Origin of the sequence: Streptomyces sp. NBC_00358, from assembly GCF_036099295.1 — a bacterium.
Classification (GTDB): domain Bacteria; phylum Actinomycetota; class Actinomycetes; order Streptomycetales; family Streptomycetaceae; genus Streptomyces.
Map to the genome: position 1 here is coordinate 1,503,518 of NZ_CP107976.1, position 14,966 is coordinate 1,518,483.

13 protein-coding genes are annotated in these 14,966 nt (G+C 72.5%); 5 read left to right on the forward strand and 8 right to left on the reverse strand.

The window, feature by feature from the left end; translation table 11 throughout:
- Window positions 1–42: 42 nt before the first annotated feature.
- Together OHT01_RS06320 and OHT01_RS06325 are read left to right on the forward strand one after the other, a co-directional pair.
- Window positions 43–558 carry a hypothetical protein gene (locus OHT01_RS06320; protein WP_328552128.1) on the forward strand — a complete coding sequence of 172 codons (516 nt, stop codon included), beginning with the start codon at window positions 43–45 and terminating at the stop codon, window positions 556–558.
- A gap of 253 nt (window positions 559–811) precedes the next feature.
- Window positions 812–1,492 carry a zf-HC2 domain-containing protein gene (locus OHT01_RS06325; RefSeq protein WP_328552129.1) on the forward strand — a complete coding sequence of 227 codons (681 nt, stop codon included), beginning with the start codon at window positions 812–814 and terminating at the stop codon, window positions 1,490–1,492.
- A gap of 73 nt (window positions 1,493–1,565) precedes the next feature.
- Here the strand turns inward: OHT01_RS06325 and OHT01_RS06330 are convergent, their stop codons facing one another.
- From OHT01_RS06330 to OHT01_RS06340, 3 genes are all read right to left on the reverse strand, one after another.
- The gene (locus OHT01_RS06330) at window positions 1,566–2,426 is read right to left on the reverse strand and encodes an Fpg/Nei family DNA glycosylase (RefSeq protein ID WP_328552130.1); all 861 of its coding nucleotides are present in this window, start codon (window positions 2,424–2,426) and stop codon (window positions 1,566–1,568) included.
- Window positions 2,427–2,464: 38 nt separating this feature from the next.
- Window positions 2,465–4,540 (reverse strand): SpoIIE family protein phosphatase, encoded by a 2,076-nt coding sequence (locus tag OHT01_RS06335; protein WP_328552131.1) that lies wholly within the window; start codon window positions 4,538–4,540, stop codon window positions 2,465–2,467.
- Window positions 4,541–4,618: 78 nt separating this feature from the next.
- Window positions 4,619–5,953, reverse strand: a complete 1,335-nt coding sequence (locus OHT01_RS06340; RefSeq protein ID WP_328552132.1) for a DUF6777 domain-containing protein — start codon at window positions 5,951–5,953, stop codon at window positions 4,619–4,621.
- A 117-nt stretch (window positions 5,954–6,070) separates the two neighbouring features.
- On the opposite strand from OHT01_RS06340, the gene OHT01_RS06345 reads away from it, so the two are divergent.
- Entirely contained in the window at window positions 6,071–7,504 is a 1,434-nt protein-coding gene (locus tag OHT01_RS06345) for a lipase maturation factor family protein (RefSeq protein WP_328552133.1), read from the forward strand.
- 51 nt (window positions 7,505–7,555) lie between these two features.
- Here the strand turns inward: OHT01_RS06345 and OHT01_RS06350 are convergent, their stop codons facing one another.
- From OHT01_RS06350 to OHT01_RS06365, 4 genes are read right to left on the reverse strand one after another with little or no spacing between them, the layout of a single operon-like run.
- Window positions 7,556–8,395 carry an amidohydrolase family protein gene (locus OHT01_RS06350; RefSeq protein WP_328552134.1) on the reverse strand — a complete coding sequence of 280 codons (840 nt, stop codon included), beginning with the start codon at window positions 8,393–8,395 and terminating at the stop codon, window positions 7,556–7,558.
- Window positions 8,392–9,378 (reverse strand): aldo/keto reductase, encoded by a 987-nt coding sequence (locus OHT01_RS06355; RefSeq protein WP_328552135.1) that lies wholly within the window; start codon window positions 9,376–9,378, stop codon window positions 8,392–8,394. Before OHT01_RS06355 ends, OHT01_RS06350 begins: the two co-directional genes overlap by 4 nt.
- Window positions 9,375–10,139, reverse strand: a complete 765-nt coding sequence (locus tag OHT01_RS06360) for an SDR family NAD(P)-dependent oxidoreductase (RefSeq protein ID WP_328558037.1) — start codon at window positions 10,137–10,139, stop codon at window positions 9,375–9,377. Before OHT01_RS06360 ends, OHT01_RS06355 begins: the two co-directional genes overlap by 4 nt.
- A complete protein-coding gene (locus tag OHT01_RS06365) occupies window positions 10,136–11,500 on the reverse strand; it encodes an enolase C-terminal domain-like protein (protein ID WP_328552136.1) in 1,365 nt (454 codons plus the stop codon). The genes OHT01_RS06360 and OHT01_RS06365 overlap by 4 nt, the downstream gene beginning before the upstream one ends.
- Before the next feature lie 375 nt (window positions 11,501–11,875).
- On the opposite strand from OHT01_RS06365, the gene OHT01_RS06370 reads away from it, so the two are divergent.
- Entirely contained in the window at window positions 11,876–12,547 is a 672-nt protein-coding gene (locus tag OHT01_RS06370; RefSeq protein WP_328558038.1) for a FadR/GntR family transcriptional regulator, read from the forward strand.
- Between the two features lie 411 nt (window positions 12,548–12,958).
- Window positions 12,959–14,302, forward strand: coding sequence for an amidase (locus OHT01_RS06375; protein WP_328552137.1), 1,344 nt, complete (start codon window positions 12,959–12,961; stop codon window positions 14,300–14,302).
- A gap of 112 nt (window positions 14,303–14,414) precedes the next feature.
- Here OHT01_RS06375 and OHT01_RS06380 read toward each other — a convergent pair whose 3' ends face one another.
- A complete protein-coding gene (locus tag OHT01_RS06380) occupies window positions 14,415–14,591 on the reverse strand; it encodes a hypothetical protein (RefSeq protein WP_328552138.1) in 177 nt (58 codons plus the stop codon).
- Window positions 14,592–14,966 lie beyond the last annotated feature (375 nt).

The following is a 14,966-nucleotide window of genomic DNA, read 5'->3' on the forward strand; positions in this document are numbered from 1 at the left end:
GGGGTCGGGCGACGCGCACGCACCGGAGGAAGGCAGGAAGGGATGCTGCACAGAGGGCAAGAGAGCACGGACGGCACCGACGGGGGCGAACTCACCGTCCCCATGGCCTGGTTGTACGCCGAGTACATCGCCGACGAACTGCTGCGGACGGGCGACCTGATGCCGCCCACCTCCTTCGAGTTCCGCGCCGGGCGCGACGCCCTCGCGCTGACCATCTTCCTCTCCGACAGCGGGGGCGAACTCTCCGGGATCCGGGTCATCACCCAACTGGAGACCTGGCTTTCGCTGACGGCCTACGACCAGCCCTGGCACACCTGGGTGCGCGAGCACCTGGCCCGGCGCGCGGCCGAGGCCACCGGATCCGCCGCACCCGATCCCGATCTGAGGCTGGCGTCCGCGGCCTGGCGGTGGCTGGAGGAGACGGAACTGCTCGCTCCGGACCTGGACGCGGTGCCCGGCGGCGGCTCCGTGCCGGGTGAGGACGACGGTCCCAAGGTGTGGACGGCGGCCTGGCGGCTGGGACTGCCGCTCGGGCATCTGGCCATCCACCTCTTCTGACGGTGGCCGCCGCACCGCCGAAAACACGTTCGGCGGCGGCGGTGACCGCGCCGGGAACCCTCCCGGCGGTGGCCGTGACCGCGCCTGGAGCAATTTTTGCGGGCCCGCACCAATCCGCGGGCACCGGCGCTCCGAATGTCTTGACCCCGATTCCTGACGAGTCTTGAGTGATTCGACGGTCTGATGCGTACCCGTGGGCAACAGCAACACCACTCACAGTCCGCACCAACGCCACGAGGATTCGGTATTCGGTATGAGGTCCCTGGAACGGCATCGCGACGTCGGCGCCTATGCGCTCGGCGTGCTCGGCGAGGCGGAAGCCTTCCGCTTCGAGGACCACCTCGTGGAATGCGCTCGGTGCACGGCGTACGTCAGCGAGTTCCGCCCCGCCGCACGGCAGTTGATGCTGTACCGCCGGTCGACACCACGCAGCGTGCACCCGTTCGCCGCCCCCGGGCCGCGACTCCTCGACCGGCTGCTCGGTGAGGTGGCCACACGCAACCGGGCCGGGCGCCGGCGCTTCCTGTTCGCCCTGGCGGCCTCGGTGGTACTCGCCGCGGGCGGCCCCGCGATCGCCCTCGTCGCCGCGCACGACTCCCCCTCGGACCAGGTCGCCGCGGCCGACCCGCCGGCGAACCAGATGGCCAGGACCGACGCGGCGACCGGCGTGTGGGCCCAGGTGACGACCCGGGACCGGATCTGGGGCAGTGAGGTCGAGGTCCAGGTCAAGGACGCCAAGGGACCGCGCTCCTGCGAGCTGGTCGCCATCGGCAAGGACGGCTCCGAGCAGACGGTGACGAGCTGGATGGAGCCCCCGCACAACGGCGCCGCCATCACCATGCTGGGCGGCACGTCGATGCGGAGCACGGAGATCGTCCGGTTCGAGGCCCGCACGGCGGACGGCGAACATCTCGTGACGCTCAACTCCCCCTGAACGAAGCCCTTCCCACCGCTGGGGCCGCCGCCCTCGGCACCGGCTCGTCGGGCAGAGCGCGGGTCCTGCCCCGCTACTTGAGCAGCCGGGACATCCGCCGGTCCGCGAGCGGCTTGCCGCCCGTCTGACAGGTCGGGCAGTACTGCAACGAGGAGTCGCTGAAGGAGACCTCGCGGATGGTGTCGCCGCACACCGGGCAGGCCTCACCCGTTCTCCCGTGCACCCGCAGACCGCTCTTCTTCTCCGCCTTCAGCCGTCCGGCCGCCAGCCCGTGGGAGCGCTCCACCGCCTCGGCGAGCGTGCCGCGCAGCGCCTCGTACAGCCGTCGGGTCTCCTCGGGGGTCAGCGAGGAGGCGATCTTGAACGGGGACATCCGCGCGGCGTGCAGGATCTCGTCGCTGTAGGCGTTGCCCACGCCCGCGATCAGACTCTGGTCGCGCAGCGCGCCCTTGAGCCGGCGCCGCTCGCCCTGGAGCAGCCCGGCGAACCGCGTCTCGTCGAAGTCGTCGGCGAGCGGGTCCGGGCCGAGCCGGGCCACGCCGGGAATCAGCTCGGGGTCCTCGACGACGTACACGGCGAGCCGCTTCTGGGTGCCCGCCTCGGTGAGGTCGAAGCCCTCGCCGGTCTCCAGCGCGACGCGCAGCGCGAGCGGCCCCTTGCCGGGCCGGGGCGGGCCGTCGGGGAGCGTGTCCTTCCAGTGCAGCCAGCCCGCGCGGGCCAGATGGGTGACGAAGTGCAGGCCGTCCGCGTCGAGGTCCAGGAACTTGCCGAACCGGCGGACGGCCGTGACCTCGCGCCCCTCCAGGGCGGTGACGGGAGGGTCGTACGTCTTCAGGACGCTGATGGCGACGGGCAGCACCCGCACGATCCGGCGGCCGGCCAGACGACCGGCCAGGAAGTCCTTGAGCGCTTCGACCTCGGGCAGTTCCGGCATACGTCCAGGGTGCCATCCGGCACCGGCGGCGCCAGTGATCAGTTCCGTTCCCGGACCATGAACTCGCACCACACGCACTTGCCGCCGCCACGGGCCTCGACACCCCAGACGTCGGTGAGGCGGTCGACGAGCAGCAGCCCACGGCCGGAGACACCGGACTCGCCGGCCTCACGCCGGCGCGGCAGCGCGCTGGAGGAGTCCTCGACCTCGACGCGCAGTCTGCGCTGGGAGCCCGTCAGGACCCGCAGGGTGACGATGGCCGAGCCCTCGGTGTGCATGAGGGCGTTGGTGATCAGTTCGTCGGCGACCAGCTCGATCTCGTCGGACCGGTCACGGGCTCCCCAGGCGCGGACCGCGGCCCGGATCATGTGGCGGGCCTCGATGAGCGCCTCGGGGTCACCGGGCGCCACATGCTGCTGGAGGCGTCCGCCCGCGCGCTGGTCGGTCCCCCCGTGGCGGCGCAGGAGCAGCAGGGCGACGTCGTCGTCGCCGCCGCGCTCCTCGGCCATGTCGATCAGCCGGTCGGCGAGGTCGTCGACGTCGTCCGGGCCGCCGCAGATGAGTTCCCCGAGGGTGCGCATGCCGTCGTCGAGATCGACGCCCGGCTCTTCGACGAGCCCGTCGGTGCACAGCAGCAGGGTCTGGCCGACGTCGAGTTCGACGCTGGTGACCGGGTATTCGAGGCGGCCGAACTCGGCGGACAGGCCGAGCGGCAGGCCGCCTTCCACCGGCAGCCGGCGGCACGTTCCGTCGGAGCGCCGGACCAGCGGGTCGATGTGGCCGGCCCGCACCATCTGCGCCACTCCGGTGGACAGGTCGATCTCGGCGTACAGGCAGGTCGCGAAGCGGTCGGTGTCGAGCTCGTCGAGGAAGACCGAGGCGCGGGCCATCACGGTGGCCGGGGTGTGACCCTCGGCCGCGTAGGCGCGCAGGACGATACGAAGCTGGCCCATGACGGCGGCGGCGTGGGTGTCGTGGCCCTGGACGTCGCCGATGACGGCACCGACCCGGCCGCCCGGCAGCGGGATCAGGTCGTACCAGTCGCCGCCGATGTCCCGGCCGAGGGAGGCGGAGCGGTAGCGGACGGCGATGTCGGCTCCGGCCACGCTGGGGATGGAGCGCGGCAGCATGGCCTGCTGGAGTCCCTGGGCGAGGTCCTTCTCCTGGTCGTAGAACATCGCCCGCTGGAGGCTCTGGGCGATGCTGCTGCCGAGCGCGAGGAGGACGTTGCGCTCGTCCTCGGAGAAGCCGTGCCGGTCGTTGTAGAGCAGGCCGATCGCGCCGATCGGACGGGCCTGCACGATGAGCGGCAGATACGCGGCCGAGGTGATCTTCAGACCGGTGATGTTCGGCCACAGGAGCGGGTACGACTCGGCGAACTCCTCGGGCGACTCGATGAAGTGCGGCGCGAGAGTCCGTACGACCTCGTTCATCGGGTACTGCGCGTCCAGGCGCGTGACCCGGGTGCCGGGGACGTAGCTGTGCTCGGGACCGGTGGCGACCATGCGGATGCGGCCGGCCTCCACCAGGCCCATGACCAGGCTGGCCGCCCCGAGGTGGGTGAGGCCGTGGGTGTCCTGCAGGACGTCGATGACGTCCTCGACGGTGCGGGCGTGGGCCAGCGCGGCCGTGGTCAGCTGGACGACGTTGGTCTGCTGGCGCCGTACCTCGTTCAGGGCCGCCTGTTCACGGCGGGCGGCGCTCTCGTCGAGCTCGTCGGTGGCGTCGCGGACGATGCCGATGATCCGGCGCGGCCGGCCGGTCTCGTCGCGACGGATGTAGCCCTGGGTGTGGGTCCAGCGCAGTGAACCGTCGCGGCGGCGGATGCGGAAGTAGGCGCCGTAGTTCTCGCTGCCGTCCTTGAGGGCGTGGGACACCATGGTGTCGAGACGCACGGCCTCGGTCGGCGGGACGCGCATGCCCAGGGTGGCGGGGTTGCCGTCGTATTCGTCCGGGCGCACGTCGAAGACCTCGTGGGCCTGGGCGTCCATCTGCATCAGACCGTTGTCCAGGTCCCAGTCGAAGCTGCCCATGCGGTTGAGCGCCAGGATCGGATCCGGGTGGGCTGGCCAGTCGTCCGGGAGTGACAGGGCGCTCGCTCCCCGATCAACCATGGGGCCACCATGCCAGTATTTGCCCGATTATTCGACTTCTGGGGAGCCCGGTTCGGGGCTCCCCGGACGAGCGGGCGTTCACCTGCCGAGGGCCACGGCCGAGACGTCGAAGACACTGTCCGGACCGGTCTGCTCGTCGGGGATCAGCCCGCCGCCGTCGGGCGGGTCGGGGCTGTCCGGGACGGTGTCCTCGGTGGGCGTGCCCGGCTCCTCCGACGGGACCTCCGGTGCGGAGGGCTCCTCGGAGCCTGTCGGGTCGGGAGCGGCCGTGTCCGTGGGCGGGGCGGTGTTCCCGCCCGAGGGGGCCGGGGTGGTCCGCGGACCGGTCGTCGGGGCTGCCGTGACGGTGGCCGTGGGGCAGTCCGAGGGACGGCCGGCCGGGGGCGCGGACCGGCCCGGCCCGGACACGTCCATGGCGGCCCCGTCGGTCGGCGTTCCGGTGGGCGTGGTGCCGGGCCCGGCGGTCTCGCCCGGGGCGCTCTCCCCCGTCCCCGGTGACGGCGTCGTGGTCGCGGTCGCGGTCGGCGTGACGCAGTCGGACGCCGAGGCCTCCGGGGACGGGCTGCGCCCACCGGGCGAGGCGCTGGAGGAGGGGTCGTGCGGGGACGCGGAGTCGTGCGGGCCCGGGGTCGGGCCGTCGGGCGGGGGGACGACATGGTCGTGACGGTGTCCGTCGTGCCCGACCGGCCGTTCGATCCAGGTGTTGTCACCGACGTCGACGATCGTGATGTCGGTGATCACGTCGGGCGCCGGGGTCACCATGACGACCTGGGCGGGCCGGTATCCGCGCCAGGACCTGCCCCGGGTACCCGGGTTCCCGTCGACCACGACGGGCGGGCCGAGCGGGTTGCCGCAGGCGCAGCGGACCCGGGGGACGCCCCGGTTGTCGACGAGGACGGCCGTACCGGCCTGGAGCACGGCCTGGAATCCGGTCGCCCGCCCGTCGCCGAATCCATGGTTCGTGACACGGGTGTCGGCGCGCAGGACGACCGGGGTGAGCTGGCGCAGATAGTCCGGGACGGACGCCGTGGCGATCCCGGAGACCTCGCCGAAGGCCCGCGCCCCGGCCCGGTCGGCGTCGAGGTAGCGGATCTGCTTCTCGACATCGCAGCTACCGGCGTTCCGGGTGCCGCCGTAGAGGCCCGGTGTGGCGCCCGAGAGGGTGCGCACCTGAGGTGAGCCGGTGGGCGCCGACTGCGGCGTTCGGGTGACGGGCGGCCGGGACGCGGTGGAGGTGTCGGTGGACGCCGTGAAGGGGTCCGGGCCCCGGTCCGCGACGGGCTGGAGGAACAGCTCACCGCCGGTCGAGCCGTTCGATGCCTGGCCCCTGTCACCGCTGTCACAGCCCGCGACGACGAGGAGTACCGCCGCGAACGCGCAGGCCGCGACAAGGGTCCTGGAGGGTATGTGCACCACGTTCTCCCGTTCGTCCCGGGCAGTCGGTGCACCATTCTCTGCGTCACCCTCTTGGCGCACGCAAGCGGAGATCGGTCACCCAGCGTCACAATGGTGGAGAGAGGAGCACGCGCCATGGAGTGGTTCACCGCATCCGGCTACTGGCTCAGCCGTCTGATCTTCCAGCGGGCTCTGGCCGTGCTGTATCTCGTCGCGTTCCTGGGCGCGGCCCTGCAGTTCCGCGCGCTGATCGGGGAACGCGGGATGCTGCCCGTGCCCCGTTTCGTGCGGCGGGTGGCGTTCCGTGAGGCGCCCAGCGTGTTCCAGCTGCGCTATTCGGACCGCTTCTTCGCCGTCTGGTGCTGGACGGGGTGCGCGGTCTCGGTGGCGTTGATCGCGGGTCTCGACGGGCGGCTGCCGCTCTGGGGCGGGATGCTGCTGTGGCTGGTCCCGTGGGCCCTGTACCTGTCGGTCGTCAATGTCGGCCAGACCTGGTACTCGTTCGGCTGGGAGTCCCTGCTCCTGGAGGTGGGCTTCCTCGCGGTGTTCCTCGGCAACGACGAGGTGGCGCCGCCGGTCGTCGTGCTGTTCCTCATGCGGTGGGTGCTGTTCCGCGTGGAGTTCGGCGCGGGGCTGATCAAGATGCGGGGCGACGCCTGCTGGCGGAAGCTGACCTGTCTCTATTTCCACCATGAGACCCAGCCGATGCCGGGTCCGCTGAGCTGGTTCTTCCACCATCTGCCCGGACCGTTCCACCGTGTCGAGGCGGCCGCGAACCACTTCACGCAACTCGTGCTGCCCGTGCTGCTGTTCACTCCGCAGCCGGTCGCGACGGCCGCGGCCTCGCTGATGATCCTCACCCAGTTGTGGCTGGTCCTGTCCGGCAACTTCTCCTGGCTGAACTGGACGACGATCGTGCTGGCGCTGAGCGTGGTGGAGCTTCCGGCCGAGGCGCCTCGGGTCGCCGCGGCGCCGCTCTGGTACGAGGTGCTCGTCCTGGTGGTGGCCGCGGGCCTGCTGGCCCTGAGTTACCGTCCGGCCCGCAATCTCGTCTCCCGGCGCCAGGTCATGAACCGCTCCTTCGACCCGCTCCACCTGGTCAACACCTACGGGGCGTTCGGCAGTGTCAGCCGGGTGCGGCACGAGGTGGTCATCGAGGGCACGTCGGACGAGGTGCCGCGCGAGGACGCGGACTGGCGCGCCTACGAGTTCAGGGGCAAGCCCGGCGATCCGCGCCACTGGCCGCGCCAGTTCGCGCCGTACCATCTGCGGCTCGACTGGCTGATGTGGTTCGTGGCGCTCTCTCCCGGCTACGCCGGAACCTGGTTCTCGGCATTGGTGGAGAGGCTCCTGGAGAACGACCGTGACACCCTGCGACTGCTGCGCCGCTCCCCGTTCCCCGCCGACGCGCCGCCCCGCTACATCCGCGCCCGCCTCTTCCGCTACCGGTACACGACCTGGCGGGAACTGCGGGAGACGGGCGCGTGCTGGCATCGGACGTACGTACGCGACTTCCTCCCGCCGACGCGGCTGGAGGGCGCGGTCGAGCGGCGGATTCCGCACGGGTGACGCTCCGGCGGCCCACGGGGGCCCGCAGACCTGCGGGGCCGTGGGCATGGATCAGACGCGGTAGACGCGGGCGGCCGTGGCGGTGAAGACGGACCGGCGCTCGGTCTCGTCCAGGTGCGCCGTCAACTGCTCCGCCGCCCTGAGGACTTGGCCGTAGGTCGCGGCGAGCGTGCACACCGGCCAGTCGGAGCCGAACATCGTCCGGTCGGGGCCGAAGGCCTCCAGGACCGTGTCGGCGTACGGCCGCAGGTCCTCGGGGGTCCACCGCGCGGGGTCCGCCTCGGTGACCATTCCGGAGAGCTTGCACACCGTGTTGGGCAGCTCGGCCAGGACGCGGACCGCGCCCGCCCAGGGTTCCAGGGCGCCGGTCACTATCGGCGGCTTGCCCAAGTGGTCCAGCACGAAGGTCAGTCCGGGGTGGTCGGCCGCCGTCCGCGCACAGGTGGCCAGTTGACTGGGCAGGACGACCAGGTCGTAGACCAGCCCCGCGTCCGCGACGGCGGCCAGTCCGCGCCGCACGTCCGGCCGCAGCAGCCATCCGGGGTCGCGCTCGCCCTGGACCTGGTGGCGGATGCCCCGGAGGAGACGGCCTCCGGGCACCTCCCGCAGCCGTGCGAGCTCGTCGGCGACGTCCGGCCGGGTCAGGTCCGTCCACCCGACGACGGCCGCCACCAGACGGCTCTCCTCCGCGAGGGCGAGGAGTTCCGGCGTCTCCTCGGCCACGGTGACCGTCTGGACGACGACGGTGCGGTCCACCCCGGCGGCGTCCGCCTCCGGCGCGAGATCGGTCATGCCGAAGTTCCGCCGCAGGGGCCGGAGTTCGGGGCCGGTGATCCAGTCCTGGTCGCGGACGGACAGGTCCCAGACGTGATGGTGCGCGTCGACGGTCACGGCGGATCCCGTACGGGGAGGGGTGCGGCGTCGGGCAGCAGGCCCTCCGCGTGCAGCTCCCGCCAGAAGTCAGGGGGTACGGGCGTCGCGAACGACCGCGCGCAGTCGCGGACCTCGGCCGCCGAGCGGGCGCCGGCCAGGACGCTCACCACTGCCGGGTGGGCGGCCGGGAAGGCGAGGGCGGCGGCGCGCAGGGTGGTGCCGTGCCGCTCGGCGACCGCCTTCAGACGCAGGGCGCGCGAGATCAACTCGTCCGGCGCCGCAGCGTAGTTGTAGGTCGCTCCTGGCCCCGGGTCGGCCAGCAGACCGGAGTTGAAGGCGCCGCCGATGACGACGGAGGTGCCGCGGTCCTGGGCGGCGGGAAGCAGTTCGGTGAGGGCGCCGTGATCCAGGAGGGTGTAGCGGCCCGCGCACAGCACCACGTCGACGTCCGTGTCGCGGACGAACCGGGTGAGCATCCCGGTCTGGTTCATTCCCGCGCCGATCGCGCCGACCACGCCCTGCGAGCGCAGTTCCTCCAGTGCGGGGTAGCCCTCGCGGAATGCCTGCTCGGCGTGGTCGTCGGGGTCGTGCAGATAGACGACGTCCACCCGGTCGAGGCCGAGCCGTTCGAGGCTGGCGTCCAGGCTCCGCCGTACGCCGTCGGCACTGAAGTCCCAGACGCGGTGGTGCGTGGCGGGCACCGCGAAGCCGTCGGCCAGGTCGTCGCCGCCCGCTTCCACGGGTTCCAGGAGGCGCCCCACCTTGGTCGAGAGGGTGTACTCGGCGCGGGGCCGGTCGCGCAGGGCCGCGCCCAGGCGGCGTTCGGAGAGGCCGAGGCCGTAGTGCGGGGCGGTGTCGAAGTAGCGGATGCCGCTCGTCCAGGCGGCGTCGACCGCCTCGTACGCCTGCTCGTCGGTGACCTCGGTGTACAGGTTGCCGATCCCGGCGGCGCCGAAGGCCAGCCCGCTCACGCGGACGCCGCTCCTGCCGAGGGGGTTCACCGGACATCCGGGCGCGGCCGCAGCCCCTGCATCCCGCCGTCCACCGCGAGCGCCGTGCCGGTGGTCGATCCGGACAGCGGGCTCGCCAAATAGGCGATGGCACCCGCGACTTCGGATGCCGACACCAGGCGGCCGGTGGGCTGGCGGGCCTCCAGGGCGGCACGCTCGGCGGCCGGATCGGGCGCGGCGTCCAGGAGCCGGCCCACCCACGGGGTGTCCACCGTGCCGGGGTTGACGCAGTTGACGCGGATGCCTTCGCGGACGTGGTCGGCTGCCATGGCGAGGGTGAGCGCGTGGACGGCGCCCTTGGACGCCGAGTACAGCGCCCGCTGGGGCAGGCCCGCGGTGGCCGCGACCGAGCAGGTGTTCACGATCGCCGCGTGCCCGGACTCACGCAGGTGGGGCAGGGCGGCGCGGGTCGTCCGCACGACGCCGAGGACGTTGACGTCCAGGACACGGTGCCATTCCTCGTCGTCGTTGTCCTCGACGCCGCCGCGGGCGCCGATGCCCGCGTTGTTGACCAGGATGTCGAGGCCGCCGAGGACCGCGACCGCCTCGGCCACCGCTGCCCGTACGGAGGCGTCGTCGGTGACGTCGGCGCGGTGGCCGGTCAGCGGTTCGCCGACGGACGACGGATCGAGGTCGAGGACCGCGACCCGGGCGCCGCGGGCGGCGAGGAGGTCGGCGGTGGCCCTGCCGATCCCCGAAGCACCCCCGGTCACCAGCGCCTTGAGCCCTCCGAGTTCCTGATGGCCCGTCATTTCCGGCATGCGACCTGTCCTTTCCCGTTGTCGATGTCCCGCCGGGCCCGGTCCGCGGCCCAGAAGGTGCCGCCCGGGTAGGTGAACTCCGCGACGGAACCGGGCCGCATGGCGGCGGAGAAGCCCGGTGCCGTGGGCGCCGTGTAGTGGCCGTCGCGGATCACCACGGGTTCGGCGAAGTGGTCGTGCAGGTGGTCGACGTACTCGATGACGCGGTCGTCGGTGGTGCCCGACAGGGCGACGAAGTCGAACATCGAGAGGTGCTGGACGAGTTCGCACAGGCCCACACCCCCGGCGTGCGGGCAGACGGGCACGCCGAACTTGGCCGCGAGGAGCAGGATGGCGAGGTTCTCGTTGACACCGCCGACGCGCGCCGCGTCGATCTGGACGATGTCGACGGAGCCCGCCTGGAGAAGCTGTTTGAAGACGACGCGGTTCTGCGCGTGCTCGCCGGTGGCGACCTTGACGGGGGCGACCGCGCGGCGCACGGCGGCGTGGCCGAGGATGTCGTCGGGGCTGGTCGGCTCCTCGATCCAGTAGGGCCCGAACTCGGCGAGCGCGTTGGTCCAGGTGATCGCCTCGTCCACGTCCCAGCGCTGGTTGGCGTCGATCGCGATCCTGATGTCCGGGCCCACCGCCGCGCGGGCGACGCGGCAACGGCGCACGTCGTCCGCGAGATCCGCGCCCACCTTCAGCTTGATCTGCCGGAATCCCCCGGCGACCGCCTCGGCGGCGAGACGGGTGAGCTTCTCGTCGCTGTAGCCGAGCCAGCCGGGTGAGGTGGTGTACGCGGGATAGCCCCGCGCGCGCAGGGCCGCGGCGCGTTCCGCGGCCCCTTCCCGGCCCCGGCGCAGCAGTTCCAGCGCCTCCTTCGGTGTCAGCGCGTCCGTGAGGTAGCGGAAGTCGACCTGGCCGACGAGCCAGGCGGGATCGGCGTCCGCGAGCAGCCGCCACAGCGGCTTGCCGGCGCGTCTGGCCGCCAGGTCCCACCCGGCGTTGACGACGGCGCCGATCGCCATGTGCATCACGCCCTTCTCGGGGCCGAGCCAGCGCAACTGGCTGTCGCCCACCAGGTCCCGGGAGAGCGAGCCGGGGTCGGCGCACAGTTCGTCGACGGACCGGCCGACCACATGTCCCCGCAGCGCGTCGATCGCGGCGACCTGGACGTCGTTGCCCCGCCCGATGGTGAAGGCGAAACCGTGCCCCTCGGCTCCGTCGGCCGCGTCGGTGCGCAGGACGACGTACGCCGCCGAGTAGTCGGGGTCCGGATTCATCGCGTCCGAGCCGTCGAGCTCGCGTGACGTGGGGAATCGGATGTCGTAGGTGTCGACCGCGGTGATACGCGCGGGGCTCGGGGACACGGGAGGCCTTTCGGTCGGTCCTCGTCGGGCGTTGTCGAGCGAAGTCGGGCGTTGTCGCACGGGGTGGTGGCGACCAGGTCGGGCGCGAAGGACTTGGGAGCGTGCCGGGCGGGAGGGTCGGTCGGCGGTCCCGCTGCCGACCGGGACGAATATTTATCAGACCACTTCGCGACACGGACACCCGTCGGCACGAACTTTCGCCGATTTTCCCGCGCATTGACTCACAGTGGTCCGACCACTCCTCTTAGACTGCCGCGCACCCCGGCGACAGGAGAACACGGCGTGGACGACACCCCGCTCGATGACACGGAGCCCGGCGAATCGGAGCCAGGCGCCCCCGGGCCCGGTGACGGGCCCGCTCCGCGGAAGGGCACCGTGACGCAGGGCGCCATCGAACGGATCAAGGCGATGATCCGCGAGGGCTCGCTGGAGCCGGGGCAGCGGCTGCCGACCGAGCGGGATCTGGCGGCGCGGCTGGGCATCTCGCGCAGTTCGATGCGCGAGGCGATCCGGGCGCTCACGGTCCTCGGTGTGCTGGAGGCGCGGCACGGATCGGGGATCTACGTCACCCGGCTGGAGGCCGGAGACCTGCTGGAGACCTTCGGCGTCGTCGCCGACCTCTCGCGCGGCCCGCAGCTCGTCGAACTGCTGGAGCTGCGCCGCGTCCTGGAGTCGGCGGCGACCTCGATGGCCGCCGCCCGGATCACCCCGGACCGGCTCGCCGAGGTGGAGGGGCATCTGCACGCGATGGACGCGACGGACGACCCGGAACGGATCCTCGCCCACGATCTGGCCTTCCACCGCGCGATCGTCTCCGCCGCGGGCAACGCGACGATGACCGCCGTCCTGGACGGCCTCTCCTCGCGCACCTTCCGCGCCCGCGTCGGGCGCGGCCACCAGGAGGAGGGCGCCTTCGAACGCACCCGGCGCGAACACGCCGCGATCCACCGCGCGTTGGTGGCCCGCGACCCGGAAGCGGCACGGGCGGCGGCGGCCGCGCACGTCGGTGGGGTGGAGCAGTGGCTGCGGTCCCGGCTCGACCCGTAGCGGCTCACGCGGCGCGCGCCGCTCGCCGGGGACTCGGGGCGCGGTCGGGTCCGGCGCCGCGGCTGATCGAGCGGGAGAGCACCGGGCCGTACCGTGCACGACGAGGGACTTCACCGGACACCCGAGGCCCACGCCGATCGCAAGGACATCAAAAGCCGCGAAAGGGGTGTTCCGCACCGAAGCCCGAGCATACGATCGAAGGACCGCGCGCCGCCGAGACGGTCCCGCGTGCCGCTGCGGCCGGTCCCGTGCGCCGCGGAGGCGGCTCCGGGGACATCGGCGGGCGCCCGCGCGGAATTCGGGGAGGACCGGACCGAGGTCCCGGGCCGACGGCTCTCGACGCGGCGCCCCACCTGCGGGCAGAGTGCTCCCCGTAACTACTCACCAGTACGACACGAGTGAGGAGCGCCCGTGACCATCTGGGCCGGCCGGACCGCCACCGAGATCGCCGCAGCCGTACGCGAGAAGAGGGTGACGCCCCGCGAGGTGGTGGCCGAACACCTCGCACGGATCGAACAGCTCGACGGGCGGGTCGGCGCCTTCCGTACGGTCCGCGCCGAGGCCGCCCTCGCGGAGGCCGACGAGCTGGCCACCAGGGATCTCGGCCGGCTCCCCCTCGCCGGTGTGCCCGTGGCGGTCAAGGACAACCTCGCGGTACGCGGCGAGTCGACCCGCAACGGCTCCGCAGCGACCCCGGACACGCCCGCCGACGAGGATCACGTCACCGTGGCCCGGCTGCGGGCGGCCGGCGCCGTCGTGGTGGGCCTGACGAACGTGCCGGAGCTCTGCGTCTTCGGCACCACGGACGGCGTGTACGGCAACGCCCGCAACCCCTGGGACCTGTCCCGCACGGCGGGCGGCTCCTCGGGCGGCAGCGCCGCGGCGGTCGCCGCCGGAATGGTGCCGATCGCGCTCGGCAACGACGGAATGGGCTCGCTGCGCATCCCCGCCGCCAACTGCGGCCTGGTGACCCTGAAGCCGGGCCACGGCGTGATCCCCGCCGGGATCGGCCACGGCGACTGGTTCGGCATGTCGGAGAACGGCCCGCTGGCCACGACGGTCGAGGACGCCCGGCTGATGTTCTCCCTCCTCGCGGACATCGAGCCGGCCCCGCCCACGGAGCCGGTCACCCACAGGATCGCCGTCTCGGTGCGCAGTCCGCTGGCCGGAGTTCGCGTCACCCGGCCGTATACGAACGCGGCCCGGGAGGCCGCCGCCCTGCTGGCGGAAGCGGGTCACCAGGTGCGGTCCGCGAACCCGCCCTACCCGCTCTGGCTGAGTACGACCTCGCTCGCGCACTGGACGGCGGGCACCGCGGTGGACGCCGAGGATCTCGACCCGCGCAGGCTGACCCGGCGCACCCGAGTCCACGCGGCGGTCGGGCGCCGCTTCGTGACCGGGGTCCGCAAGGGGGATCGCCGCGATCGGCTGCGCGCGCGGCTGGCGCCGTTCTTCGCGGAGTACGACGTCCTGCTGACCCCGGCGCTCGCCCGGCGCGGTCCCGCCTCCGCCGACTGGCACGAGCGGGGCTGGCTGCGCAATCTTCTGGCCAACACCACCTACTCGCCGATGACTCCGCCGTGGAACCTCACCGGCTGGCCCGCGATGTCGGTCCCCTTCGGAAAGCTGCCGAGCGGCGCCCCCTGCGCGGTGCAGCTCGTGGGCCCGCCCGACTCCGAGGCGGCCCTGCTGGAGGTGGCCGGACAGCTCGAAGTGCTGCACCCGTGGCGGCGCACCGCTCCGCTCGGTCCCTGACGGCCCGGTCGCACCGAAGCCGCGGCCGGTCGCCGGCCGCGGCTTCCACGATGGGCACGGGCGCGCATCCGCCCGCCCGTGCCGTCATCGATCGCGATGGTCCCTGCGTCGGTCAGTCGACGCTCGGCAGGATGTGGGGCTCGGCGAGGTCGTCCTCGTAGCCCGCGAGGCGGATGGGGGCGGACCTGGCCCACACGTCCAGGCTTCCGAGCTTGGTGTCGGACCCACCGCCCAGGCGCTCCGTGTGTTCCTTGGGGCCCTGATCGAGATTCGTCTTCTCTGGTGTCACCGCGCACTCCTTATGTGTCGGGTCACCCTCGGGACGGCGGCGCCCGGTGCCCGGGTCGCTGACGCCCGCTCGGGTATGAGTCGAAGCAGTTAGGGACGCGGTGGCGCCGGTAACTCGTGTGAGAGTGGGCCGTGGTGACCGGCTTGTCCCGGGACGGACCGTGGGTGTGGGTGGACCCCAGTAAGGCTGTCCGTCGGCTACAGACTAACCAAATGAGCAGGCCCCTGCTCGATGGGGCTGAAAACTTGAGGTTACTGTCACACGTCATCCAGGACTCATCAGGCCCCGATCTGCGGCGATTTGAAACATGATGCCCACTTCGCGACCACCCATTTGGCTCAATATCGCCCCTGGATGGGGGTGTCGGGGCCGACC

What these genes read in the sequence shown, in the direction of transcription:
- OHT01_RS06325 (WP_328552129.1), top strand. Translation starts at nt 812, where the DNA reads ATGAGGTCCCTGGAACGGCATCGCGACGTCGGCGCCTATGCGCTCGGC.
- OHT01_RS06360 (WP_328558037.1), bottom strand. Translation starts at nt 10,139, where the DNA reads ATGACGGGCCATCAGGAACTCGGAGGGCTCAAGGCGCTGGTGACCGGG.
- OHT01_RS06335 (WP_328552131.1), bottom strand. Translation starts at nt 4,540, where the DNA reads ATGGTTGATCGGGGAGCGAGCGCCCTGTCACTCCCGGACGACTGGCCA.
- OHT01_RS06320 (WP_328552128.1), top strand. Translation starts at nt 43, where the DNA reads ATGCTGCACAGAGGGCAAGAGAGCACGGACGGCACCGACGGGGGCGAA.
- OHT01_RS06330 (WP_328552130.1), bottom strand. Translation starts at nt 2,426, where the DNA reads ATGCCGGAACTGCCCGAGGTCGAAGCGCTCAAGGACTTCCTGGCCGGT.
- OHT01_RS06345 (WP_328552133.1), top strand. Translation starts at nt 6,071, where the DNA reads ATGGAGTGGTTCACCGCATCCGGCTACTGGCTCAGCCGTCTGATCTTC.